The 26,098-nt window shown below is 46.0% G+C and carries 20 protein-coding genes; 12 read left to right on the top strand and 8 right to left on the bottom strand.

Annotation, left to right across the window (positions count from 1 at the left end):
* Positions 1-77: 77 nt before the first annotated feature.
* Entirely contained in the window at positions 78-326 is a 249-nt protein-coding gene (locus FHW36_RS03205; protein WP_089764628.1) for a hypothetical protein, read from the bottom strand.
* A 364-nt stretch (positions 327-690) separates the two neighbouring features.
* Here FHW36_RS03205 and FHW36_RS03200 point away from each other — a divergent pair, with 364 nt between their 5' ends.
* The gene (locus FHW36_RS03200; protein ID WP_145662119.1) at positions 691-1,785 is read left to right on the top strand and encodes a glycosyltransferase; all 1,095 of its coding nucleotides are present in this window, start codon (positions 691-693) and stop codon (positions 1,783-1,785) included.
* Between the two features lie 50 nt (positions 1,786-1,835).
* On the opposite strand, the gene FHW36_RS03195 is transcribed toward FHW36_RS03200, so the two are convergent.
* Positions 1,836-2,165, bottom strand: a complete 330-nt coding sequence (locus FHW36_RS03195; protein ID WP_145662116.1) for an arsenate reductase family protein — start codon at positions 2,163-2,165, stop codon at positions 1,836-1,838.
* Between the two features lie 97 nt (positions 2,166-2,262).
* On the opposite strand from FHW36_RS03195, the gene polA reads away from it, so the two are divergent.
* From polA to FHW36_RS03180, 3 genes are all read left to right on the top strand, one after another.
* Entirely contained in the window at positions 2,263-5,085 is a 2,823-nt protein-coding gene (polA, locus tag FHW36_RS03190) for a DNA polymerase I (RefSeq protein ID WP_145662113.1), read from the top strand.
* Positions 5,086-5,211: 126 nt separating this feature from the next.
* Positions 5,212-5,736: a GNAT family N-acetyltransferase gene (locus tag FHW36_RS03185; RefSeq protein ID WP_145662110.1), complete on the top strand. Its 525-nt coding sequence runs from the start codon at positions 5,212-5,214 to the stop codon at positions 5,734-5,736.
* A gap of 124 nt (positions 5,737-5,860) precedes the next feature.
* A complete protein-coding gene (locus tag FHW36_RS03180) occupies positions 5,861-7,006 on the top strand; it encodes a C1 family peptidase (protein ID WP_145662107.1) in 1,146 nt (381 codons plus the stop codon).
* A gap of 194 nt (positions 7,007-7,200) precedes the next feature.
* Here the strand turns inward: FHW36_RS03180 and FHW36_RS03175 are convergent, their stop codons facing one another.
* Entirely contained in the window at positions 7,201-7,494 is a 294-nt protein-coding gene (locus tag FHW36_RS03175; RefSeq protein ID WP_145662104.1) for a hypothetical protein, read from the bottom strand.
* Between the two features lie 14 nt (positions 7,495-7,508).
* Positions 7,509-8,126: an L-threonylcarbamoyladenylate synthase gene (locus FHW36_RS03170; protein WP_145662101.1), complete on the bottom strand. Its 618-nt coding sequence runs from the start codon at positions 8,124-8,126 to the stop codon at positions 7,509-7,511.
* Positions 8,127-8,202: 76 nt separating this feature from the next.
* Between FHW36_RS03170 and mtgA the strand changes: the two genes are divergently transcribed.
* Entirely contained in the window at positions 8,203-8,919 is a 717-nt protein-coding gene (gene mtgA / locus FHW36_RS03165) for a monofunctional biosynthetic peptidoglycan transglycosylase (RefSeq protein WP_145662098.1), read from the top strand.
* On the opposite strand, the gene FHW36_RS03160 is transcribed toward mtgA, so the two are convergent.
* The 4 genes from FHW36_RS03160 to FHW36_RS03145 all read right to left on the bottom strand — a co-directional run bounded on the left by FHW36_RS03160 (position 8,920) and on the right by FHW36_RS03145 (position 12,486).
* Positions 8,920-9,444: an AAA family ATPase gene (locus FHW36_RS03160; RefSeq protein WP_145662095.1), complete on the bottom strand. Its 525-nt coding sequence runs from the start codon at positions 9,442-9,444 to the stop codon at positions 8,920-8,922.
* On the bottom strand, positions 9,441-10,064 hold the full coding sequence (gene pnuC, locus FHW36_RS03155; protein WP_145662092.1) for a nicotinamide riboside transporter PnuC: 624 nt from the start codon (positions 10,062-10,064) through the stop codon (positions 9,441-9,443). The genes FHW36_RS03160 and pnuC overlap by 4 nt, the downstream gene beginning before the upstream one ends.
* 30 nt (positions 10,065-10,094) lie before the next feature.
* On the bottom strand, positions 10,095-11,789 hold the full coding sequence (locus tag FHW36_RS03150; RefSeq protein ID WP_145662088.1) for a PNGase F N-terminal domain-containing protein: 1,695 nt from the start codon (positions 11,787-11,789) through the stop codon (positions 10,095-10,097).
* 142 nt (positions 11,790-11,931) lie between these two features.
* A complete protein-coding gene (locus FHW36_RS03145) occupies positions 11,932-12,486 on the bottom strand; it encodes a NifU family protein (RefSeq protein ID WP_262713370.1) in 555 nt (184 codons plus the stop codon).
* Positions 12,487-12,754: 268 nt separating this feature from the next.
* Here FHW36_RS03145 and FHW36_RS03140 point away from each other — a divergent pair, with 268 nt between their 5' ends.
* The 7 genes from FHW36_RS03140 to FHW36_RS03110 all read left to right on the top strand — a co-directional run bounded on the left by FHW36_RS03140 (position 12,755) and on the right by FHW36_RS03110 (position 26,068).
* The gene (locus FHW36_RS03140) at positions 12,755-13,207 is read left to right on the top strand and encodes a methylglyoxal synthase (RefSeq protein ID WP_145662083.1); all 453 of its coding nucleotides are present in this window, start codon (positions 12,755-12,757) and stop codon (positions 13,205-13,207) included.
* A gap of 102 nt (positions 13,208-13,309) precedes the next feature.
* The gene (locus tag FHW36_RS03135) at positions 13,310-15,175 is read left to right on the top strand and encodes a mechanosensitive ion channel family protein (protein ID WP_145662080.1); all 1,866 of its coding nucleotides are present in this window, start codon (positions 13,310-13,312) and stop codon (positions 15,173-15,175) included.
* A gap of 88 nt (positions 15,176-15,263) precedes the next feature.
* On the top strand, positions 15,264-16,805 hold the full coding sequence (locus FHW36_RS03130; protein ID WP_145662075.1) for a glycoside hydrolase family 10 protein: 1,542 nt from the start codon (positions 15,264-15,266) through the stop codon (positions 16,803-16,805).
* 215 nt (positions 16,806-17,020) lie between these two features.
* Positions 17,021-18,670, top strand: a complete 1,650-nt coding sequence (locus FHW36_RS03125; RefSeq protein ID WP_145662072.1) for a M57 family metalloprotease — start codon at positions 17,021-17,023, stop codon at positions 18,668-18,670.
* A gap of 507 nt (positions 18,671-19,177) precedes the next feature.
* A complete protein-coding gene (gene gltB, locus FHW36_RS03120; protein ID WP_145662068.1) occupies positions 19,178-23,707 on the top strand; it encodes a glutamate synthase large subunit in 4,530 nt (1,509 codons plus the stop codon).
* A gap of 63 nt (positions 23,708-23,770) precedes the next feature.
* Complete coding sequence (locus FHW36_RS03115) at positions 23,771-25,246, top strand: glutamate synthase subunit beta (RefSeq protein WP_145662065.1); 1,476 nt, start codon at positions 23,771-23,773, stop codon at positions 25,244-25,246.
* 201 nt (positions 25,247-25,447) lie between these two features.
* Entirely contained in the window at positions 25,448-26,068 is a 621-nt protein-coding gene (locus FHW36_RS03110) for a hypothetical protein (RefSeq protein ID WP_145662062.1), read from the top strand.
* Positions 26,069-26,098: the final 30 nt, after the last annotated feature.

Here is a 26,098-nt window from a genome sequence, read left to right as displayed (position 1 = left end):
ACAAAAAAAAGCAAAAACCAGGCAGAAAGGTAGCGGGTCAAAATTACTATAACGGGAATCTTGTAGAGGTGATGCTACTAGTTCTTGTGAATAATAAATTCGAATGGCTTATGCGACTTGCGTGAAATTGCTTTTTCCAGCACCGATCGTTTGCTGGTAATCCGACTCTTGTTACAATCCATCACTTCCATAACTGCGCAGAGATAATCCATCGTTTCAATCAGCGAAAGCATTTCACTGATCTGTCTAACGGCAGACTGTATCTGCTGCTCCGTGTACCTATCTTCATGTAGCAAGATTAATAAATCTCTATCTACAGGTTTCATGAATAAAAAATTTGACTGTTCCCCGAAATATTGTTTGGCCAGGTATCAAAGGATAGTTCAAAAAGATAAGGTAAAAATTGTTTGCTGTCAATCGTAGTTAAAGTCGTCTTTAGTTGTCAAACAGATCGTTATTAGTGCATTCGTTTCTTATTCATGGTAGGACAACCGCAATCGTTTTTCTTAAAAACTTTACAACCTTCCATCACTAAACATCCACAAAGAAAAAAGACTACAATCCATTTTATACTTTTCATACTGCAGTTTAATATACTTGGCTATGATTAAAACCTATCTTAAGTGTTTACCTTTTCTTAACAATGTCCTTTTGTAATTTAAGCTAAATTCGTAAAAAATATTAAAATATTTGTCCACAATTCGTTCCTCACGTAAAATTCTTGTAGTTCCGCTGGATTGGGGTCTTGGACATGCCACCCGGGATATTCCCCTCATCCATGAAATGCAAAACGCAGGTTGTCAGGTTTTTATTGCAGCAGAAGGCAAACACGCTGCTTTGCTGCAACAGGAATTCCCACAGGTAACCATTTTTCCGCTACCCGGATACCGCATCCAATACGCACAGAAAGGACAGTTTTTCGGGCTGAAAATTATTCAGCAAATCCCTAAAATTTACCGGGCTGTAAAGCATGAACAACGCTGGCTAAAAAAGATAGTAGCTGATTATCAAATAAATGCAGTGATTTCCGACAACCGGTTCGGCCTGTATCATAAAGATATTCCTACCGTTTTTATTACGCACCAGCTACTCATCAAAACTCCTTTCGGCGGTTGGATAGAGCGGACCCTGCAGAAAATAAATTATCGTTTCATTAACAAATACAGCGCCTGCTGGGTACCCGATTTTTCCGGTAACAATAATCTTTCCGGCGAACTGGCGCATCCTGGTAAATTACCCGGTCATACCGCCTATATAGGCTGTCTGAGCAGGTTTGAGCCCAAGCCCGGCGTAACAAAGAAATACGATCTGCTGGTGCTGATCTCCGGACCAGAGCCACAAAGGTCTAACCTGGAAAAACTGATAGTAGACCAGATCAAATCACTGCCTGTTACCGCCCTCATTGTAAGCGGCAAACCTGGCAGTCCCCAGCACGAAACGATTGCTCCCGGCGTAACCCAGGTTAACCACCTGAACGCCAGTGAACTAAACGACGCGATGCTGGCCTCCGACATGGTATTAAGCCGCTCTGGCTATACTACCCTGATGGATCTGGCCAAACTGAATAAAAAAGCCATCCTCATTCCCACACCCGGGCAATCAGAACAGGTATACCTGGGCGAATACCTGATGGAAAAAGGATACTTTTATTCCCTTCCGCAGGAAGAATTTAACTTAAAAACAGCGCTGGAAGAGGCTTCCCGCTTTCCTTTCCGGTCGTTTCACCACGACCAGGACATGGAACAGTACAAACAGGTGGTGCAGCATTTTGTACAGTCTATTTAAACTGCTAAATGAGCTTATAATAAGCCAGGGACGCCTTGCGTCCCTGGTACTTAGATATTTTTTACGTCTGCCCCGGTGTAGATCTTCTTGCCGACAATCGCCACCGGGCGTTTCAGGAAAGAATATTCCTGCAAGATCAACTCCCTGTAATCTGATTCTGTTAGCTCTTTTTCATGTAATCCCATAGGGCGATATTGTTGGGACCTTCTGCTGAACAGTGATTCGTAGCTGCCTGATAGTGCATGCATCTCATCCAGCTGCGCTGGTGTTATTTTTTCTTTTTTGATGTCCTGCAAAATAAATCCCCGTTCTTTTGCATTCGTTTCTGTCAGTATTTTCTTACAAGTACCACAGGTTGACAAATGATAGATTTTATTCATTCTTTTTATTTTTTTCCACCCTAAAGTTACACCCTCACCGTATATCATACTACTATCTTAATTTTGCAGATTCAAATTAAATCTTGTAGGTTTAGCGATGGAAAAGAAATTATTTTTACTGGACGCGATGGCCCTCATTTACAGGGCTTACTACGCCCTGATCAGGAATCCACGCATCACTAGTGCGGGTAGAAACACCAATGCGCAATTTGGGTTTACTACTACTTTGCTGGACCTTATCAATAAAGAAAAGCCCACCCATATGGCTGTTGCGTTCGATACGCACGCCCCCACCGAACGACACACCACTTATACCGACTATAAAGCCAATCGTGAAGACGCACCGGAAGACCTCCTGGACGCATTGCCCGATATCAAGCGTATCATAGAAGGCTTTAATATTCCTGTAGTAGAGCTGGATGGCTACGAAGCCGACGACGTGATAGGCACCCTCGCCTGGCAGGCCGCCGATGCCGGCTACACCGTATACATGGTAACACCGGACAAAGACTATGGCCAGCTGGTAAGAGATAATATATTTATCTACAAGCCTCCCTATATGGGCAACAAGGAAGAAATTATGGGCCCCAAAGAGGTGTGCGAGAAATGGCAGATCAAAGATGTACACCAGGTAATCGATATCCTGGGGCTTATGGGCGATGCCGTAGATAACATCCCTGGCATTGCCGGCATCGGCGAAAAAACAGCCATGAAGCTGCTGGCACAGTACCATTCCCTCGAAAATGTGCTGGAAAATGCGGATAACATTGGCGGAAAAATGGGGGAGAAGATAAAAGCAGGTCGCGACAATGCCCTGCTCTCCAAAGAACTCGCCACCATTATCACGGATGTTCCGGTTAGCTTCCATGAAGAAGACTTCTGTATCAAGGAAAGCGATAAGGCTAAGCTTACCGATATCTTCACAGAACTGGAATTTAAAACCCTGGGTAAACGAATTCTCGGCGATACTTTTGGCGGTAACAGCGCCGCCGCGGAAGCTAAGCCAAAAGTAGTACAGACGGATCTTTTCGGTACCCCCACCATAGTAGAAGAAACTACTGCTTCAACGGAAGAAACCATCGACAGTCCCAACATCCTGAGGGCAGATAAAAATATCAACAACACACCACATACCTACTATCTCGCCGATACGCCGGAGAAAAGAGCCGATTTGCTGCAGCAATTATTGCAACAAAAAGAAGTAGCTTTTGATACCGAAACTACCGGCACGGATGCCAATGAAGTAGATATTGTAGGCATGAGCTTCTCTGTCAAAAAGGGCGAAGGCTGGTATATTCCCATGCCGGCTGATCATAACGCCGCCCGGGCTATTATCCATGAGTTTACGCCCCTGTTTCATCACAACAGCATTACCCTGGTAGGACAAAATATCAAGTATGATATGCTGATCCTGAAATGGTACGGCGTGGATGTTACTACCAGCGTATTTGACACCATGCTGGCCCATTACCTGATAGAACCGGAGGGCCGCCGGGGCATGGATGTCCTAAGCGCCCAATACCTGCAGTACGAGCCGGTTTCCATAGAAACGCTCATTGGAAAAAAAGGGAAAGGGCAAGGCAATATGCGGGATGTAGAAATTGAAAAAATCAAGGAATACGCTGCCGAAGATGCCGATATTACCCTCCAGCTGAAAGATAAATTTGCTCCCCTGCTGCCCGAAAAAGCAGTAGAGAAAGTATTTTATGAGATAGAAAATCCGCTGGTAAAAGTACTCACCGACATGGAATATGAAGGCATCGCCCTTGATATTAATGCGCTGGCCGACTATTCCAGGGAACTGGAAATAGAAATTAAGCGCGCCGAAGAAAGTGTGTATGAGCAGGCTGGCGTGAGGTTTAAACTGGCTTCTCCCAAGCAATTGGGCGAAGTGTTGTTTGAAAAATTACAACTGGATCCCAAAGCGAAGAAAACGCGTACCGGGCAATATGCCACCGGGGAAGATGTGCTACAAAAGCTTTCCGGCAAACACAAAATTGTAGAAGATATTCTCATTTTTCGCGAGCTCAGCAAACTCAAATCTACTTACGTAGATTCATTACCGTTACTGCTGAATAAACGCACCAACCGTATACATACTTCCTATAACCAGGCGGTAGCGGTAACGGGCCGGTTAAGTTCCAATAATCCGAACCTCCAGAATATTCCTATTCGTACCGACAGAGGCCGGGAAATCCGTAAAGCCTTCATCCCGCGCAATGAGGAATATGTGCTGCTGTCGGCCGACTATTCACAAATAGAATTACGTATCATTGCAGCTATTAGTGAAGATACCGAAATGATGGCCGCATTCAGGTCCGGGACCGACATCCACGCGGCTACCGCTGCCAAGGTGTACAATGTTGCCCTCGATGCCGTTACGCCGGAAATGCGCCGTAATGCCAAGAGCGTAAACTTTGGTATCATTTATGGCGTTAGCGCATTTGGGTTATCAGAAAACCTGGGCATCCCTCGTTCAGAGGCCAAAACCCTGATCGATAACTATTTTGCCCAGTATCCATCTATCAAAAAATATATGGAAGACCAGGTAAAATTTGCACAGGAAAAAGGCTATGTACAAACGCTGCTGGGAAGAAAACGCTGGTTAAAAGACATCAATTCTTCCAATGCCGTAGTACGTGGCTTTGCCGAAAGAAACGCTATCAATATGCCTATCCAGGGTACCGCTGCGGATATGATCAAACTGGCCATGATTGCTATTCATAAGGCATTCAAGGAAAGAAACCTCAAATCACGCATGCTGTTGCAGGTACATGACGAATTGGTATTTGATGCGCATCTTTCAGAACTGGAAATAATTAAACCCCTTATATTAGATCTTATGCGTAATGCCTTGCCATTGGCTGTTCCTGTAGAGGCGGAAATGGGCACTGGCAAGAACTGGCTGGAAGCCCATTAGTCAACACTTCCGGCTTATATGACCAGGTTTTAGTAAATATAGCATTTACTAAAACCTGGTCATATAAGTCCAAAAGCCAGGGGAACTACGCTTGCTTTTCCCAAAACAGTTTACTAGTTTTCAAATATGATCCAAACACCTCGACTACAATTGTTGCCGTGCTCCCTTGAGCATTTTGAATTGCTATTACAGGGCAACGATCATCTGGCCGACCTGCTTGGTATTTCTATTCAGGAAGGATGGACAGAGTATCCCGAAATGGTTCTGGTAGCATACGATAAATTACGGAATGATCCGGCTATGCTGGGTTGGTTCTTTTACCTGGTCATCCACCGGGAAGATAAGCGCCTCATTGGCGCTGGCGGGTTTAAGGGTAAGCCCAACGGAGATGGGCTGGTGGAAATGGGCTATGAAATAACCGAAGATTACCGCGAACAGGGGCTAGGCACCGAAATGGCAGAAGCCCTGATCCGGTTTGCTTTTGGCCACTCCTACGTCCATCGCGTAATTGCCCATACAGAAGAAGAGTATAACGCCTCCGTTAAAATTCTGCAAAAAGCGGGGATGCGGTTTGTAGGCACCATAAAAAATAAAGAAAATGAAGACCTCTGGGAATGGGAAATTACCCGGAGTCAATATGAAGAAAAGTAACCTGTATGCTGTAATTCCTTCTGGTAACCACTGTAGCCGGCTCCGTTCATCCATCTTTTCAAGGGTCAAGTACCTGCTTTCCCTTATTTTTGGTCCTTTGTTTTAAAACTTATCATTATACACCATGAAGAAATGGATCATGTGTGCAACCATGCTGTATAGCATCGGAGCGTTTGCACAAAACAGTACCAACGTAGAGGGCAGCAAATACCAGTTCACCACGTTAAAAAACCTGGATGCAGGAGATGTACAGAACCAGGGACGTACCGGCACCTGCTGGTCTTTTTCCGGCCTGTCTTTCTTTGAATCAGAGCTACTGCGCTCTGGCAAGAGCAAAGGTCTGAACCTGAGCGAAATGTTTGTGGTGCGCAAAATGTACCCGTTGAAAGCTGCTAACTATGTACGTATGCACGGTAAAGCCAACTTCGGTGAAGGCGGCGGTTTCCCGGATGATCTGTTATGCCTCCGCGAATACGGCCTGGTACCCCAGAGCGTGTACGATGGCAACAAAGGAAAAATGTACAACCACGCAGAAATGGAAAGCCTGCTGGAAGGCGTGGTCAATAAAATCGGTAACACCCAAAGCACCATCAACCCCGACTGGTCTAAAGCGTTCGACGGTGTATTGAACGCCTATATGGGCGACGCTCCGGAAAAATTCCAATACAACGGCAAAACATATACGCCGCAGTCTTTCGCTAAAGAGCTGGGACTCAATGCCGATGACTATGTGTTGATTTCTTCTTTTACCCACCACCCTTACAATTCGCAGTTCGTACTGGAAGTACCAGACAATTGGAACTGGGAAAGAGTATACAATGTAAACCTGACTGACTTTACCAACATCGCGGAAAACGCTGTCATGAATGGCTATTCTATCGCATGGGCTGCTGATGTGAGCGAAAAAGGCTTCAACTTTAAAGAAGGACTGGCCATTGTTCCTGAAAAAGACTGGGCTGATATGTCTGCCGAAGAGAAAAGAAATGCTTTCCTGGAACCCGGTAAAGAAAAAACAATTACGCCAGAACTGCGCCAGCAAGCATTTGATAACTACGAAACGCAGGACGATCATGGTATGCACATTGTAGGCCTGGCAAAAGACCAGAACGGCAATAAGTACTTCCGCGTTAAAAACTCCTGGGGGGCCGATAATCCTGGTCAGGGTTATTTCTACGCCTCCGTACCTTACTTCGCTTATAAAACCACCTGCTTCATGGTAAACAAAAAAGCATTACCCGCAGATGTAGCGAAAAAATTAGGCATTAAATAATTATAATTTATAAAACGAAAAAGAGGATTTACCCTGGGTGGTAAATCCTCTTTTTTATACTGTTTACTGCCAGTATTCCTCAAAATATATCTTTCTTTTATATATTTATTTAATTAAAATATATTTGCTACAAGCAACTATTTTTAGTTGACCTGGTCAATTATTATTTCCAGAATCCAATGCAGTCTTAGAATTTAGTGTTTCCCCTCCAGCCATTGGGTGTAGCCGTAATCTCCCAGGCGCAATTTTACAGGCAACCCAGTATGTTTTTGCCAGGTCCATTCCTGTTTACAAAAAAATCCAAAGTGCTGCTGGTAATAAGCATTAGGCGCCAGCATGTAAACAGGGTAAGTGAGTGGGGTAGGCGCGGTGAGCAGAAGAGGCTTCTTAGAGGCAGGTAGTAATTTCACCGGCTTTAGTGTAAACGTTTGTGCCCCCACATGAGCGCTGAGTAAAATACTCCCTATCAATATCCAGCATCGTTTCATATCAACCACATTTATCAGGTAATCGCTTCAAAACTGCCAATACCCTCACGAATCAGGGCAGGCAACTCGCCCGTACAATCCACTACCGTAGAAAACCCCATTCCTCCGGGGCCGCCATCTACTACAATATCTACCTGGCTGCCAAACTTCTCATAAATAATTTCCGGGTCTGTATATTCTTCTACATAATCCTCTATGGGCAGGGTGGTACTCATCAGGGGATTTCCCAGTTCCTTTACGATAGTACGGCAAATATTATTATCCGGTACCCTGATACCTACCGTATCCTTCTTTGTTTTAAGTAACTTGGGCACCATCCGGCTGGCCGGCAAAATAAAGGTATACGGACCCGGTAACGCTTTCTTCAACATCCGGAATATCGGTGTATCCACACTCTTGGCATAATCCGATAAATGACTCAGGTCATAACAAATAAAGGAAAAGTTTGCCTTTTTCGGATCTATCTGCTTAATCCTCGCGATACGCTCTATCGCCTTATGTTGTGTAATATCGCAACCCAAACCATATACCGTATCGGTTGGATAGATGATAATCCCCCCATCTTTTAAACATTCAATGATTGTTTTTAAATGGCGTGGATTCGGGTTCTCCGGATGTACGTTTAATAGCATATTTAAAGTTACGGCTTTTGCTTTATGCTTTCCGCTTTTTAACCTACCTTTCAGCCCGATTTTCGAAACCTACGCGATGAATTTAAAAGGCATTGTTCCCAGAACGTGGAGGAGACTAAAGAGAGTATTGCTGGTCCTGATTGTTGCACAATTTGTTTATATCGTCCTGTTGAAATGGGTGAATCCGCCTATTACCATCACTCAAATATCAAGCTGGGGAAGCCTTTGGGGAACAGGCAAATCATTACAGAAAACCTGGGTGAGCTATGATGAAATATCCCAGCACGCCAAACTGGCTGTGATAGCCAGCGAAGATCAACTCTTCACGGATCACAATGGCTTTGACTTCAAATCCATTGAAAAAGCGATGAAGCATAACCAGCAAAGCAAAAAGATTAAAGGAGCCAGTACCATTAGCCAACAGGTGGCTAAAAATGTATTTCTATGGCAGGGCAGGAGCTGGTTTCGAAAAGGACTGGAAGTATATTTTACTTTTATGATTGAAAAGATCTGGGGGAAACAACGCATCCTGGAAGTATACCTCAATGTAGCGGAAATGGGAGAAGGTGTATTTGGTATTGAAGCCGCCTCCCAGGTAAACTATCATAAAAATGCCGCCAGTTTGAACCGGGAAGAAGCCGCCATGATAGCCGCCTGCCTGCCTAATCCGGTTAAATATACCATCAACCCGCCCGCAAGAATTACGGCATATCGCCAGCGCAGGATATTGGTCCAGATGCGCAATCTCGCGCCGGATCCGGATATTACGGAATTGGTTACCGGCAGAAACTAACTACGGCCGTTGCAGCAGGCGGTTTACCGCCGCAATAGCCGATGCTTCCCGTTCTTCATAACTTCCGCGGATATCTTCCCAGGCCACACCGGATTGTATCACAATATCCCGGTACAACTGGTAAAAGTAATTACGCATTTCAGGTTCGGGATGTTCCCGCTGCGGATCCTCTTCCCAGGGCAGATCAATATAGGTGAGCAAGTACAAATCGCAGGCTTGTTCCGCTATCTGTGCTAAAATACGTGGATCGCAGTTGCCATATTTATGTTCACTCCAAACTTTTATTACATAGAGGTCGGTATCGCAGATCAATACCTCATTGGCTTTGGAAGCCTGCATACGTTCCAGCGTAAGCTGGCCGGTGGCAATTTCCAGTAAATCGGATTGTTCATATGGACGGGTGAGCTGGTCTACATATTCACGCGCGAATTCCGGCGTCCACACTGTATTAAAGTGGGATGCCAGCATCTCGCTCAGTGTGCTCTTACCGGTAGATTCAGGTCCTATTACTACAACTTTCTTCATGGATGCGAAATTTCTCTTTGCCGCACCGTTTCTCTCCATTCAAGATATCCGAATATAGCAATGATAAATAAAAAGATCGTGAGCAGGGCAGTCAGGTACAGGTGTTTATAAAACAACAGCGGTATGGCCACCAGGTTGGATATATTGAGCAGTATCCAGTTTTCCAGCTTGCGCTTGGCCAGTAACCACATACCGGCACAGGCAGCAGCGGAAACAAAACCATCCATTACCGGTACATTGGAATCTGAATAATGACGCAGGAGGAACCAGAAAATGGCCCAGCCGCCCAGCGCGATAAAAATGGCCGTCCACAGTTCGTTACGGCTGCTTCTCATCACAGGCGTTGATGGCTCCGTAGGGCCTTTCTTTGCCCAATATATCCACCCATATACGCTCATCACCAGGTAATAGGCATTCAGCGTCGCATCGGCGTATAACTTAAAATGCTCCTGTGATAACAGGTACGTATACACGCCGGTGCTGATAATGCCGGTAGGATATACCAGGATATTATTATTTTTCTGGAAGATGACCGACAATACTGCAAAGAATACTGCAATCCCCTCCAGCCAGGTCATTTGATGCAGCCCTGCTAATAAACCCTGGTATAAATCATTCATTGTGCGAAGATGGCTAAATAGTTATGATTATTACTTTTTTTCACCAATCAATGTTCCGGATACATTCCAGAAACTCTGGCTGCTACCTTCTGGTTTCCCTTGCGGAATAGCCACTTGTATGGTGTGTTTACCGGGCGTAATATCCGGTAAAGATATGTATACGGGAGATGTGAGCGTACCGGGGCACCAGTTTGACCGGCTCAGATCAGACGAGGACAGTCCATTGCCGAAATTACCCGATGCGGGGTTAGACAGGCGATAGGTAGCACAGTCGGTTCTCCAGGGAATAAAGTGATATACCCGTTTGCCGTCTACAAATACTTCGTTCTGCTTAGGGTTAAATTCATCGCCGCCACCCCAGCCACCATGACCGGTAGTAAGGAGTCGCAACTGAATATTTTTAACCCCTTCAGGGATATCCACCGTTACTTTGAGCGAATCTTTATCAAACAGGGTAGCATATTCCTGTCCGGCCATCTCCATCAGGTTAGTGGTGTTAAATGCCGGGTAAATCCAATTGGGAGCAGGCCTATTTTCATCTTCCGGATCACCGGGATAATATTTCAGGTTGAGGCTTACTTTATGACCACCTTTGTCGTAGTTCCCAATGTAAACACCGAGCCAAACATCACCCTGCAGACGGCCATGGAGCTCGGTAATGTCTTGTTTATAGATAACAGAATCGGCCCAGTGATAACCCGCAATTTTTACCTGGTTGTTAAACTGTCTTACACCAAAAGGGGTGAAAAAGCGCAATATTTCCAATGCAGGCAGGTAGTTGTCGGTAGCCACTATTCCCTGGTATTGTTTGCCGTTCTTTGCTGTAAATAACGGTAACATCCCTACGCCTTTTTGCAATCCATCCAGGAAGGAGGTGGCTTTGTCTACCGGTATTATAAACACAGAGCCTGTTCTGTCGTACGCATCACCATTGGAAAATTGGGTCAGTTCAGCAAAAAGGGTCTGTCCTTTTTGTATAGCAGGCAGCGTTATCTTTTTCAGGATCACGGTGCCACCGGCATAGTGATAGGTTTGATTCAGCTGCTCACCGACAGGATTAGATGTATTATTTCCCCAGCTGATCTGCTCCTGGTCAAACACCGGGAGGGTGGTGTAGCGGCTATCTATTACCTGTCGCATGTAGGCAGCGTCATCTACCATTGTCCCGGTATTCACAGGCCAGGCCAGGGTAGAGTCAGCGATTTTTTTATAGGTGATCTTCTTTGCCAGCGTTTCGCTATTGCCATTACGCACAATTTTGAGTACCAGTCCCAATCCCGGCGCAATAGTAATATTAGGCGTTCCTTTCAATGCCAGGGCATTGGTATACCATACTTCGATGGTATTGGAACGAATAAACAATTTGGCTTTTTTACATACATATCCCAGGATGGTAGCGGTGTCGGGAAGGAGTTCGGGGGTAGTGTATTCGCCAAATGCTTTTTTCAACGTATATACCTGGCCGTTAGGCAGTGTTAATACCTGCAGGGTTGCTTGTTCCTGCATTTGCAGATACTGCTGTTCTTTCTGTTTGTGACCACCGGGGATGACATGGGCACGTTGTCCGCTGATGGCCAGCTGCAGCTCGTTTCCTGGAATTGGCTTCCCATTGCTGCTGAATCCATAGGTAATAATGGCGGATGTGCTGTCTGTACGCCTCTTCTGTTGGGCATATGCCGGTTGCATCGCTATAGCAATACCGGTAAGTAGCAGTAAGAATCTCATGCTGGCTATTTGCTTTTTTAGTGTTCAATGTTCTATATCCGGGCCTTTTCGCTATTGCTAAATACCCTGGGTAGCAGCTAAAAAAAAGCACAGCCATAAAGACTGTGCTTTCGTTTAACACTATCATTCACTCAACTATGGCTTATTCTGCTTCTGCCACCACTTCCTTCACTTCAGGGATCATACGCTTCATCATGCCTTCAATACCGGCTTTCAGCGTAATCATGGAAGAGGGACAGCCTGAACAGGAACCTTGTAACATCAGTTTCACCGTGCCGTTTTCATAGTCTTTGAACTGAATGGCGCCGCCATCCATTTCAACAGCCGGTTTCACATAATTTTCCAATAATTCCTTGATACGTTTTACTACATCGGTATCATCAGCACTTACTTCGTTGCTGGCGGCAGACTTGGTAACTACTACCTCGTCTTCATTGATAACAGGGCGGGAGTCTTCCAGGTATTCTTTCAGGAAGGCTTTTACCGTAGGGATGATATCGTTCCAGTCAGTTTCGCTGGTCTTTGTCAACGTAATAAAGTTAGCCATGATAAACACTCCCTTGATAAAAGGGAAGCTAAACAACTCGATAGCTAAAGGAGATGGTTTAGCGCTGGCTTCATCCGGGAAATCGATGCTTTTACCAGGATACAACAGTTTGTTAGCCACAAACTTCATTGTTTCTGGGTTTGGCGTCATTTCCGTGTATATGCTGATGATTGGATTTCCTGTTTTAATCATTTTTATCCGGATTTACTCCTGCAAAGGTAATCTTTTTCGGGCAGATTTCCGGGATGTGTTCAAATGTGGGCCATCGAAATAAACAATTGGCACATAGGTATCCCTGATATCTTTGCCACTCATAATTATATGCTTTTTTTCTTATATAATTGCCCGGTAGGAAGCGAAATAATATGGTAGAATTCTACATTTATTTATTGCCTGTCACTTATTACTTTTGTGAAGTATGCAAACAACGAAAGTCTTAAAAGCACGCAAAAGAATTGCCCTGATTGCGCACGATCACAAAAAGGCAGAGCTGATAGAGTGGGCTGTTTATAACAAAACAGTATTGAGTCGCCATGAACTATATGCCACTGGTACCACCGGCCAGCTGATAGAGCAGGCGCTGGATGTATCTGTGCGTAAACTGCTGAGCGGCCCCCTGGGCGGCGACCAGCAAATTGGCGCTCTGGTAGCTACAGGAGAGCTGGATGTGATCATTTTCTTCTGGGACCCCATGGAAGCACTGCCGCACGACCCCGATATCAAGGCCCTGCTACGCTTAGGCGTTGTATGGAATATCCCCATGGCCAGCAATCGTGCTTCTGCCGACTTCCTTCTCACGTCGCCCCTGATGCACCAGGAATATGAAGCCAGCTTGCCGGATTACAGCCAGTATACAAAGAGAAAAATATAGAATGATCCTATTTGGATTAAATTTCTATAAAATACATTTATTTTTATACGTGCCCCCGGATGCTCCGGGGAAATTTCCGTACTTTAAATAAAAGCTTCGGGAATGAGAGCTGTTTTTACCGGGTTACTAGCGTTCGCGCTGACCAATACCATATTGCCCTGTATCGCACAACATGATACCAGCCGGGCCTACCGCGACTCCCTTACAGATCTGCAACTGGCCCAGACCACCCGGCTGCTCCGGGAAAATGACTCCCTGCAGAAAGTCGGCGAAACGCAGAAAAAAGCGCTGGAACAACAACTCCAGCTTATCAGCAACGACAATGACCAGCGTAAGGTAGCGCTCCAGGAAAAGCTGGCCGCCTTTGAACAGGCTGATTCACTGAAAAAAGCAGCAAGCCTGCAGCGCATCGCCAGGCTAAAAGCCAGCCATGGCGGCTTTCCCGTAGCCCCTTTCGGAGATACCCTCTTTTTCGTGTACAATAAACTAGGTCCGCTACAGCCCAGCGAAAGAGCCCAAAACACCGATCACAAACTGCAACAACTCGCGGCCGATCCCTTCTTTAGCCCCGATACCCTCAACGCCGTAGCCAATGAAAACAACGTGGATGTTACCTATAATGAACTCGTTATCCTAAGCATCACCGACGACGACGCCCTATGGCTTAACCAGGACAAAATGCAGGTGGCCACCGAATATACCGCCGCCATCCGGAAAGCGATACTCCAGGAAAAGAAGAATAACAGCCTGGAAAATATCCTCATCCGGGTTGGATGGTTACTCCTTATCATCGCAATATTTTCCGGTATTGTATACGGCATTAACCGCCTCTTTAAACGGTTGCGTATCAAAGTGGTGCGAGAAAAAGACCGTTATATTAAAGGCGTAAAAGTGAAAGACTATGCCTTGCTGAACCCCCAAAAGCAGATGGGGATTGTTTTCAGCGCCCTACGCATTATCCGGATTATTTTAATCCTGTTTATCTTCTACATTACCTTACCCTTTGTGTTCAGCATTTTCCCCTGGACCAAAGGCATTGCCGATAAACTTATCAACTGGACACTAGCCCCGGTGAAATCAGCGGGTTATTCCTTTCTCCAGTATCTCCCCAAACTACTCACCATCGTTGTTATCTATTTTATTACAAGATACCTGGCAAAACTAGTCAACTACCTGGCAGAAGAAATTGCTTCCGGCAACCTTAGTATCAAAGGTTTCTACCCCGATTGGGCCCGGCCTACGGGAAGTGGCATCAAATTCCTGCTGTACGCGTTTATGTTCGTGGTCATCTTTCCTTACCTGCCGGGGTCGGACTCTAAAATATTCCAGGGCGTATCCGTTTTTCTGGGAATCCTCTTTTCCCTGGGCTCTTCGTCTGCGATTTCCAACGTGATTGCAGGCTTCGTAATTACTTACATGCGGCCATTTAAAATAGGAGACCGGGTAAAAATAGGGGATATCACCGGAGATGTAATTGAGAAAAATTTACTGGTGACCCGGCTGCGCACCATTAAAAATGAAGAAATTACGGTACCCAACGCCAGCATACTAAATGGGCATACCATCAATTTTACCAGCTCCAGTAAAGATCCTGGTCTCATTATACATACCACCGTAACCATCGGTTATGATGTTCCCTGGAAACAAGTACACGAACAGCTCATAAAGGCTGCTATGGCCACAGAAGGCATTATGGGAGAAAAACAGCCTTTTGTGCTGCAAACCGCCCTCAATGATTTTTCCGTTGCCTATGAAATCAACGCCTATACAGACCGGCCTCACCAGATGGCACTGCTTTATTCCGAACTGCACCGCAACATACAGGATTGCTTTAATACCGCAGGTATTGAAATTATGTCGCCCAACTACCTGGCACACCGCGATGGCAATACCACCACCATTCCATCGGAGTATCTGCCTGAAAACTACCAGCCTGGGGCCTTTCGTGTGAAGACGGAAAAAGAGTAAGCCATGCTATCTTCATAAGAATCACATATTTATATTATAACAGGCGCCCTTTTTGCTATTTTCGCATCTTAGGTTAAAAGCAAGGCAGATGTTGAAGCAATTTATAGCGGGGACTATTTTGTGTGTAGTCCTGATGCAACAGGCATGGGCGCAATTGCCTCCCAAACGGGAATTAAGGGCAGTTTGGATCGCCACTATTGAAAATATTGACTGGCCCTCCCGGCGTGGCTTAAGTACAGAACAACAAAAACAGGAATTCATTGCCATACTGGATCAGCAACAACGCAATGGCATGAATGCAGTAGTGGTGCAGGTTCGTCCTGCTACCGATGCATTTTATGCCTCTCCCTACGAGCCCTGGTCGGAATACCTCACCGGCGTTCAGGGACAAGCGCCCAATCCATATTATGATCCCTTACAGTTCATGGTGGAAGAAACGCATAAACGGGGCATGGAATTCCACGCCTGGTTTAATCCCTATCGTGCCGTATTCAATGTAAGCCGCAGTAGCGTGGCCCCCAACCATATTACCCGACTTCATCCGCAATGGTTTCTGACCTACGACAATAGAAAATATTTCGATCCGGGTATCCCGGAAGTGCGGGACTACGTAACAGCTGTTATCCGTGATGTGGTGAAACGCTATGATATTGATGCCGTACACTTCGATGATTACTTCTATCCTTATCGTGTTCCCGGAAAAGAATTTCCCGATAACAACTCCTATCGCCAATATGGAGGTAATATGATGAAGGACGATTGGCGCAGGGCCAATGTAGACGCCATCATACAAATGCTGAGTGTAGCCATTAAGGCAGAAAAGCCCTGGGTAAAATTTGGCGTAAGTCCTTTTGGCGTTTGGCGGAACAAAGACAAAGACCCTGAAGGCTCCTACACCAAAGGCGGTCAAACCAACTACGACGACTTATATGCCGATATCCTTAAATGGCTAAAGAAGGGCTGGATCGATTATGTAGCTCCTCAAATTTACTGGGAGCGTGGCCACCGGCTGGCAGATTATGAAATATTACTCAACTGGTGGAGTCAGCACGGCTATGGCAGGCAAGTGTACATCGGCCATGGCGTATATCGCATCAACAGCAATGCTGCCTGGAGAAATCCCAATGAAATACCCGCCCAGATAGAAGAAGCCAGAACGCTCAATACCGTTCAGGGAAGTATTTTTTATAGCGCGGCTTCTTTCAGGGGCAATCCGCTTGGCATTGAAGATGCGCTGCGCAGAGGTGTTTACAGATACCCGGCGCTGCGTCCTGTTATGCCCTGGCTGCCAAAAGAAACCCCGGATGCGCCTTATTTCGCAGATGCCGTGGAACGCAGCGGCGGACTGGAAATACACTGGACGGATGAAGATACCACCGGTCGCACCAAACAATACGTGCTATACCGTTTTGAACAAAATGAACCGATTAACGTTACCGACCCCACGAAAATTCTGGCCATCCTGGGCCAGATGTCTGACCCGGTATATAAAGATCTGACCTATGTAAAGGGGAAATCATATACTTATGTGGTGACTGCTCTCGACAGGATGCAGAATGAGAGCCTGTTGGGTGAACCTTTGCGGGTACAGGTAAAGAATGGGAAGACTGTTTTCCTGTTTGAGCCGTAATCACATTTGCCTGGGCACTTTAACCCGGTGCCCAGGCAAATCGTCATCCAACTCTAGTTGCAGAACCAGGTAGATAAGTTGATATTTAAATTGTATAGCTTTTTTTTTTTACGTGTTTTTAGTTATTTTTGACAAAATTGTTATCACCCGATCAATAATTGTTCCCTATACTAACACTTATACTGTAACATATTGATTGTCAAAAAATCTCAACTATGAATTCACGCACGAAATTTCTCGCCTGTGCTGCAGCAGGTGCTGTTTTCTTATCTGCCTGTGTTAAGACCCCAACTAACCCGGAAGATGACAAAAAAATATCCCCTTCCACTGTCAGTAAAATCAACGCTTTGGGCTTTGATACATTAAATGCAAAAAAGCTTAATGGAGGGTATGTAGTAGAAGGAGATCTTTTTTTAACCGAAAAAGATCTTGAAAGCAAACAAGGCTATACTGTTTTGTCTATCGCTGAAGCCGACCAGTACAAGTTATCATATACACTGACAGCACTGCCACGTACAATCAATGTGTCTGTAGCTGGTTTACCTGCTGCCTATTCCAATGCAGCAGATATTGCCATCGCCAGGTTTAACGCGCTTAGTCTGAGTATTACCTTTAAAAAAGTAGCTAATACGTCAGATGCAGATATCGAAATCAAAGATGGTAAACTGGGTGATGGAACGCAGGCTTTGACGCCTGCTTATCCTGCAGTTGCCAGAAATCCTTCAAGTCCGATAACCCTTGATGTAACTGCATTGGGAACAAGCCTGGATGAAAAAAAGCTGGCTACATTGATTGCCCATGAAATTGCTCATGCCATTGGATTAAGACATACTACTTATGCAGACAATCTTTACCACTGCACTTATAAGCAAATAGCTAAAACAAGCGATACCCAGGCAGATCTCATCAAAATTGATGGAACACCAACTAGTGGCGCGGGTTTCAGCTGGATGTCCGGCTGCTTGAATAATGAAGACCATCCGTTCAATCCAAATGACGTTATTGCGCTAAATTATTTCTACAATAATTTAACTGGCATTTTCAATGTTCCGACTGCTACCTATAGGAAAGGCACCAAAGAACTGCACTTATTTGTAAGAAGTAAGAACAATACGCTGTTGGAAAAAGTATACACGCCTGTTGCTGGCTGGTCTGCCTGGACTGACCTCGGCGGCACGCTTACATCAGATCCGTCTGTAACTTCCCGTGATGAAAACAATATTGCCGTTTTCGCAAGAGGCGCCAACAATAATCTGATCTTTAAAACTTGGACGCTGAATGGAGGATGGAGCCAGCAATGGACAGACCTTGGCGGTACTTTCTATTCAGCTCCTAATGCTGCATCCAGGGGGGCTAATTTTATCAACGTGCTGGTAAAAGGTGCAAATAATGTTTTACAAACCAGATACTACGTAGAAGGAGAGGGCTGGCATGAATGGCAAAGTTTTGCGACAACAGTAGCTTCATCTGCCACCAGTGCTTCCCGGTATGTCAATTCTATTGAAATGTACGCCCAGGATGCCAGTAACCATCTCTTACAAGGAGTATGGACAAGAGAGTCTGATAGAACTGTTTGGCAGAGTCTTGGCGGTACGATCTATTCTGCACCAGCCGCCATCGCAAGAGGAAATTTTAATGTAGATGTTTTCGCCCTGGGTAACAATCACCAACTTATTACTACCAATTGGTATGTTGATAACAACTGGAAAAGTTGGCAGCCTATTGGTTCCAGCATCTATTCAGCGCCGGCGGTTGCGTCTTCCGACTCCCTGTCGATGGATATCTTTGTTAAAGGACCCAGCGATAACCTGATTCAGAGAACCTGGACAAAAGCCAATGGCTATGGTCCATGGATCAGTTTATAACTTATTCATCATAAATTGTTTCAGGCTGGAGGGCCAACCAATACTTATTTGGTTGGCCTCTTTTTATTTCTATCAAATTGATTTTAACCATTATACAGATATGTTTTTTATGTAAAAAATAATCAATAAAAAAGAACATGCAAATAGTAGCGTAAATAATAAGTTATTAAACAATAGATATTAAAATAATATATGGCAAGCGATGTAAAAGAAGGGTCTTAAAAATATTATATATCGTAATTGCCAATTTAACCACACAGCTTTGCTCGCAGTCCTCCTCAAAACGGCCCAATTTGCCACTGCGGCCCTTTCATTTTTTTCAATTATTCTAACAATTGCTGGTATCTTTTTATCTTTTTCTAAATTTTATGCGTCTAACAAAAGTTTTTATAAAAAATACCGCATTCCTTTAGTATCTTTAAACCGTTCCCGAATTATATCGTACACCATCACCCACGGCGCAAGTCATATGGGAGAGAGTGTGCCAAAGCAAAAAATCTAAACCAAATGGATGAAGTGAAGCAAACGCAAGGTTTATACCGTCCGGAATTTGAACATGATGCCTGCGGAACAGGGTTTACAGCTCATATCAAAGGCCGTAAATCTCACCATATCATTCGTGATGCACTAACCATGCTGGAAAACATGGAACACCGCGGAGCCTGCGGTTGTGAGCAAAACACAGGAGATGGTGCAGGAATACTGTTTCAAATGCCACATGAGTTTCTGTACGACGAATGCCTGAAACTGGGTATCCGCCTGCCGGAATTTGGAAAATACGGTGTAGGCATGGTCTTCTTTCCGAAAGAACCACGCTGGCGCGAGGAATGTCGTGAGATTCTCCAGCGCAGCGCAGAGAAACTGGGCCTCGAAATTCTTGGCTATCGCAAAGTACCGGTACGTCCGGATGGTATCGGTGAGACCGCCCTTTCTGTAGAACCGGAAATTGAACAGGTATTTATTGCCTGTCCTTATCATATCAGTGACCCTGAAATGTTTGAGCGCAAATTATTTGTGCTCCGTAACTACGCATCTAAAACAGTGCGTAATACTGTACCAAAAGAAAAGTCACTGTTTTATATTGCGTCTCTCTCGTATAAAACAATTGTATATAAAGGTCAGCTGACTACCTACCAGGTACGTCATTATTATACCGACCTGAGTGATGAGAAAATGGTATCTGCCTTTGCCCTTATCCACTCCCGGTTTGCGACTAATACTTTCCCTAGCTGGAGATTAGCGCACCCTTACCGGTATATTGCCCATAACGGTGAAATCAATACGCTCAAAGGTAACCTCAACTGGCTGCGCGCTGGCGAACGGGACTTTGTGTCCAAGTATTTTACTCCGGAAGAAATGGAAATGCTGCTTCCTATCGTGGAAGAAGGTCAATCCGATTCTGCCTGCCTGGACAATGTAATAGAACTGCTCACCCTTACCGGCCGGTCCCTGCCACATGTAATGATGATGCTGGTTCCGGAAGCATGGGATGGTAATGAAAGCATGGGCGAAGAAAAGAAGGCGTTCTACGAATACCACGCCTCCCTCATGGAGCCCTGGGATGGTCCAGCCTCCATTTCCTTCACCGACGGTAAAATTATCGGAGCTACCCTGGATCGTAACGGATTACGCCCCAGCCGCTTCGTGGTAACGAAAGACGATCGCGTGATCATGGCTTCTGAAGCCGGCGTATTACCGATTGATCCTAAAAATGTAAAAGAAAAAGGCCGCCTGCAGCCGGGTAAAATGTTTATCGTAGACATGGAACAGGGCCGCATTATTGGTGACGAAGAGCTGAAACAACAAATCTGCTCCCAGCAACCATATGGCGAATGGCTGAATAAATATAAGATCCGCCTGGAAGAACTGCCTGAACCAAGGGTTACCTTTAGCCACCTGGAACATGAGCAGATCTTCAAATACCAGCGCGCGTTTGGCTACAGTACAGAAGACCTGGATCAGATCATTGCTCCTATGGCCATCGACGGGAAAGAACCTGTTGGCTCTATGGGTACAGACACCCCGCTCGCTGTATTGAGCAACCAGCCACAACACCTTTGCAACTATTTCAAACAATTATTTGCCCAGGTAACCAATCCACCAATCGATCCTATCAGGGAAAGACTGGTAATGTCGCTGGCTACTTTTGTGGGTAACAACGGTAACCTGTTGAACGAAGATCCGCTGCACTGCCACAGCCTGGCTTTGCGTCACCCGATCCTCAACAACCATGAACTGGAAAAAATACGCAGTATCGATACCGGTCTTTTCCAGGCCAAAACCTTACATACCTATTTCAAGGCAGATGGCAAACCCGGCTCGCTGGAAAAAGGATTGGCTCGTCTTTGCCGTTATGCAGTAGATGCCGTGGAAGATGGCTTCGAAGTAATTATCCTCTCCGACCGCGCCATCGACTCAGAACACGCTGCGATGCCATCGCTGCTGGCTGCATCTGCAGTACACCACCACCTGATCCGCAAGGGTTATCGTGGCCAGGTTGGACTGATCGTGGAAGCCGGCGACGTATGGGAAGTACACCACTTCGCTTGCCTGTTGGGCTTCGGCGTAACCGCCATCAACCCATACCTGGCACTCAGCACCATCCGCGATATGAAGCTGAACAACAAGCTGGATACCGCACTGGACGTTGATAAACTGAAAAAGAACTACATCAAAGCAGTATGCGATGGACTTCTGAAAGTATTCTCCAAGATGGGTATCTCTACCCTGCAGTCTTACCAGGGTGCACAAATCTTTGAAATACTGGGTATCAATCAGCAAACTGTTGATAAATACTTCACCGGCGCCGTTTCCCGCATCCAGGGTCTGGGCCTCGATGATATTGCCCGTGAAACACTGGCAAAACACTGGATGGGCTATGGCCGTAAGGAAACACCTATCCAGCGCTTAACAGAAGGGGGTGTATATCAGTGGAAACGTAAAGGAGAATTCCACCTCTTTAATCCTACCACTATTCACTACCTGCAGCTGGCCACCCGTATGGGCGATTATGCTGCCTTTAAAAAATATTCTAAAGCGGTCAATGACCAGAGCGAAAAAGCCGCCACATTACGTAGCCTGTTTTCGTTCAAACCTAATCGCCCTTCTATTTCTATCGATGAAGTAGAACCAGCAGCAAGCATTTTCAAACGCTTTGCTACAGGAGCCATGAGCTTCGGTTCTATCTCTCATGAAGCACACTCCACGCTGGCTATTGCCATGAACCGTATCGGCGCAAAAAGCAATACCGGAGAGGGTGGGGAAGATGAGCTGCGCTATGAACAGCTGCCTAACGGCGACTCTATGCGTTCTGCTATCAAGCAGGTGGCCAGCGCCCGTTTCGGCGTAACCAGCTACTATCTGACCAATGCCGACGAATTGCAGATTAAAATGGCCCAGGGTGCAAAACCCGGTGAAGGCGGACAACTGCCCGGCCACAAAGTGGATGACTGGATCGCGAAAGTAAGGCACTCCACCCCTGGTGTGGGCCTCATTTCACCACCTCCTCACCATGATATTTACTCTATCGAGGATCTGGCACAGCTGATCTACGACCTGAAAAATGCGAACCGCGCTGCCCGTATCAGTGTAAAACTGGTATCTAAGGCAGGAGTAGGTACCATTGCCGCCGGTGTGGCCAAAGCACATGCCGACGTTGTATTGGTATCCGGCTTCGATGGTGGTACCGGTGCATCGCCGATCAGCTCTATCAAACATGCAGGGTTACCTTGGGAACTTGGTCTGGCAGAAACACACCAAACCCTGGTAAAAAATAAACTCCGCAGCCGCGTAGTATTGCAAACAGATGGTCAGCTGAAAACCGGCCGTGACATTGCCATCGCTACCTTGCTGGGTGCAGAAGAATGGGGCGTTGCCACTGCTGCCCTGGTAGTAGAAGGTTGTATCATGATGCGTAAATGCCACGTGAATACCTGCCCTGTAGGAGTAGCCACCCAGGATCCGGAGCTGCGCAAACGCTTCAGCGGAGATCCTCAGCACGTGGTAAACCTCTTCACCTACCTCGTGGAAGAACTTCGCGAAATCATGGCTGAACTGGGCTTCCGTACCATCAATGAAATGGTGGGACAGGTAGACTGCCTGAAAGTACGCGATAACATCACCAACTGGAAATCACAGAAACTGGATCTTTCTCCAGTATTGTTTAACGAAGCTGCTACCGCCGAAACCGGCCTGTACAAACAGGAAGAACAGGATCATGGTATCAGTGAAGTAATAGACTGGCAACTGCTGAAAGCAGCACAGCCGGCACTGGAAAAGAAAACAAGGGTATTCCAGCAATATCCGGTAAAAAATACAGATCGTACCATCGGTACCATCCTGTCTAACGAAATCTCCAAACGCTACAAGAGCGAGGGATTACCGGAAGATACCCTGCACTTTAAATTCATCGGATCTGCAGGCCAGAGCTTCGGCGCCTTTGCTACCAAAGGATTGACGCTGGAACTGGAAGGAGAAGCAAACGACTACTTCGGTAAAGGACTCTCCGGCTCCAAGCTGATCCTGTATCCGCAGAGCGAAGCTGGATTCAAGGCAGAAGAAAATATCATAGCGGGCAACGTTTGCTTCTATGGTGCTACCTCCGGGGATGCCTATATCCGCGGTAAGGCTGGCGAACGCTTCTGCGTACGTAACTCCGGCGCCACTGTAGTGGTAGAAGGAGTGGGCGATCATGGTTGTGAATACATGACCGGAGGACGAGCAGTGATCCTGGGTGAAACAGGTCGCAACTTCGGCGCCGGTATGAGCGGAGGTATTGCCTACGTGTATGATGTGAAAGGTACTTTCGCCAATCAGTGCAACCGGGATATGATCGACCTCGATCCGTTGGCTCAGGAAGATGTGGCGCAGCTCCAGGACCTGATTACTAAACACCACGCCTACACGAACAGTACCGTAGCGAAGTTTATCCTGAAAGATTGGGAAAACCAACTGCGCCACTTCGTAAAAGTATTCCCGAAAGAATACAAGGCAGCGTTGAAATCGGCTAAAATACAGGGACAGAAAGTAGGTCACTGAGATTAAATTTAACATTCATCATCAAAATATCCCTTGCAGGTAAGGGACTTGTGGAGGAAAATTATGGGTAAACCTACAGGATTCCTGGAATTTACACGCGAGCTGCCCGGGAAAGCGGATCCCCGGGAAAGGGTTGGACACTATAATGAATTTGTAGAACGCTACCCGGAAAATAAATTGAACCAGCAAGCAGCTCGTTGTATGAACTGCGGCGTACCTTTTTGCCACAGCGGATGCCCGCTGGGTAACGTGATACCCGAATTCAATGACGCTGTATATCGTCAGGACTGGCAAAATGCTTACGATATTCTTACTTCCACCAATAACTTCCCGGAGTTTACCGGACGTATCTGTCCGGCGCCCTGTGAAAGTGCCTGTGTGCTGGGAATAAACCAGCCACCGGTAGCCATTGAGGAAATAGAAAAACATATTATTGAAGTTGCCTTCGATAAAGGCCTGGTGCAGGCGAAAGCACCTCGCCTGCGCACAGGCAAAAAAATAGCCGTAATTGGCTCCGGTCCCGCCGGACTGGCAGCAGCAGCACAGCTGAACTATGCCGGTCACTCCGTTACCGTATTTGAAAGAGATGATGCCCCCGGCGGCTTATTACGCTACGGTATCCCCGATTTCAAATTGGAAAAATGGGTGGTGGAACGCCGTGTAAAACTGATGGAAGAAGAAGGAGTGGTATTTCAATGCAATGCCAACGTAGGCGTTAACGTTAGCACTAATGATCTCCTGAGAGAGTACAATGCTATTGTACTGGCAGGTGGCTCTACCATTCCCCGCGATCTGAACATCCCAGGCCGGGAATTGAAAGGCGTTCATTATGCCATGGACTTCCTGAAACAGCAGAACAAAAGAGTAAGTAACAGACCCGTAGATGGTAAAGACATCCTGGCTACCGGTAAAAACGTAGTAGTAATTGGTGGGGGTGATACTGGTTCTGACTGTGTAGGAACCAGCAACCGTCACGGCGCTGTCAGCGTTACACAACTCGAATTATTACCAAAACCTCCGGGCGAGCGTACACCATATATGCCATGGCCAACCTACCCGATGGTATTAAAAACCTCTTCTTCTCATGAAGAAGGAGCAGACCGTAAATGGGCCATCGCTACCAAAGCCTTTATCGGCGATGACAATGGCCACTTGAAAGCCTTACGCCTGGTAGACCTGCAATGGACCGCCAGCACCGATGGCCGCCCAGCGAAATTCACGGAAGTACCTGGATCTGAAAGAGATGTACCTTGCGAACTGGCATTACTGGCCATGGGCTTCTTACATCCCCAGCATACCGGGTTACTGGATCAGCTGGAAGTTGAAAAAGATGAACGCGGTAACGTAAAAGCGACCGAAAAAGATTACCTGACCTCCATTCCTAAAGTGTTCACTGCCGGCGATATGCGCCGTGGTCAATCCCTGGTGGTATGGGCTATTAGCGAAGGTCGTGAGTGCGCCAGAAAAGTAGATGAGTTCCTCATGGGTAGCTCTCAACTGGAAAGCAAAGACCATTCACTGCAGGCAATGGCATTATAAATTATTATTACCTTTTTTCTCATAAGCAGGTTTAGATTTTGTTGTAACCTTCAGCCGGGCCGGGTTTTTACCCGGCCTATAATTTTTTAAAAATACCGCTGCCGTCTTTTAAAGACACAAAACCTACATCAGTAGAAATAATGCCCCCATTCAGCTATTTCTGCCCCCTAACACACCCGAAACCAAATACTTTTGCTGACAATGAAATATCTGCTGTGTTTATGGAGCCTTTTATGGATAGCAACCGCTGTGACAGCACAGACGGCTCAACACACTGTGCTCATCAACAATGGCCCCTTAAAGAAAGGTGTCTATAGGACCTTTGCTGAATTTCAAACCAATAGCCCCTCAGAAGAAGGCAACCTCCTGATTAAAAACCGCAGTACCGCCGCACAGATTTACCTGCTGGCCAACCGGAATGAACTCGTACTTCGCGATGACGCCGGCCAGGAACATAAAGTGAAAAATTATTGGGGATATTGCGATGGGATTAACATTTACATAAAAGATAACGGGCTGAATAAGCTGGAAACCATCGGCTATTACTGCGTCTATACCCTCCACGCCATCCAGCCTTCCCCCAGCTATGTGAACCAGGCCGACATGACCGTCAACAGTATCAGTACCCCTGTAGTACTCCGGAAAGTATTGAACATCGTTACCGGCGAGGTACTGGAATTATCTGCCTATAATCTCCGGAAATACATACTTCCCCAGGACAGCACCCTACTGGATGAATTCAGGGCAGATAAGGAAAAGAAAGGTCAGCTGGTTAATTATATTTACCGGTTCAATGAACGGAATAAACCGGTAATTCAATAGTTTCTTTCAATTTGATATTGTTTAACTCTC

The organism is Chitinophaga polysaccharea, assembly GCF_007829335.1.
GTDB lineage: Bacteria > Bacteroidota > Bacteroidia > Chitinophagales > Chitinophagaceae > Chitinophaga > Chitinophaga polysaccharea_B.
Note: the sequence above shows the minus strand (reverse complement) of the source record. Positions and strands in the feature narration are given on the sequence as shown.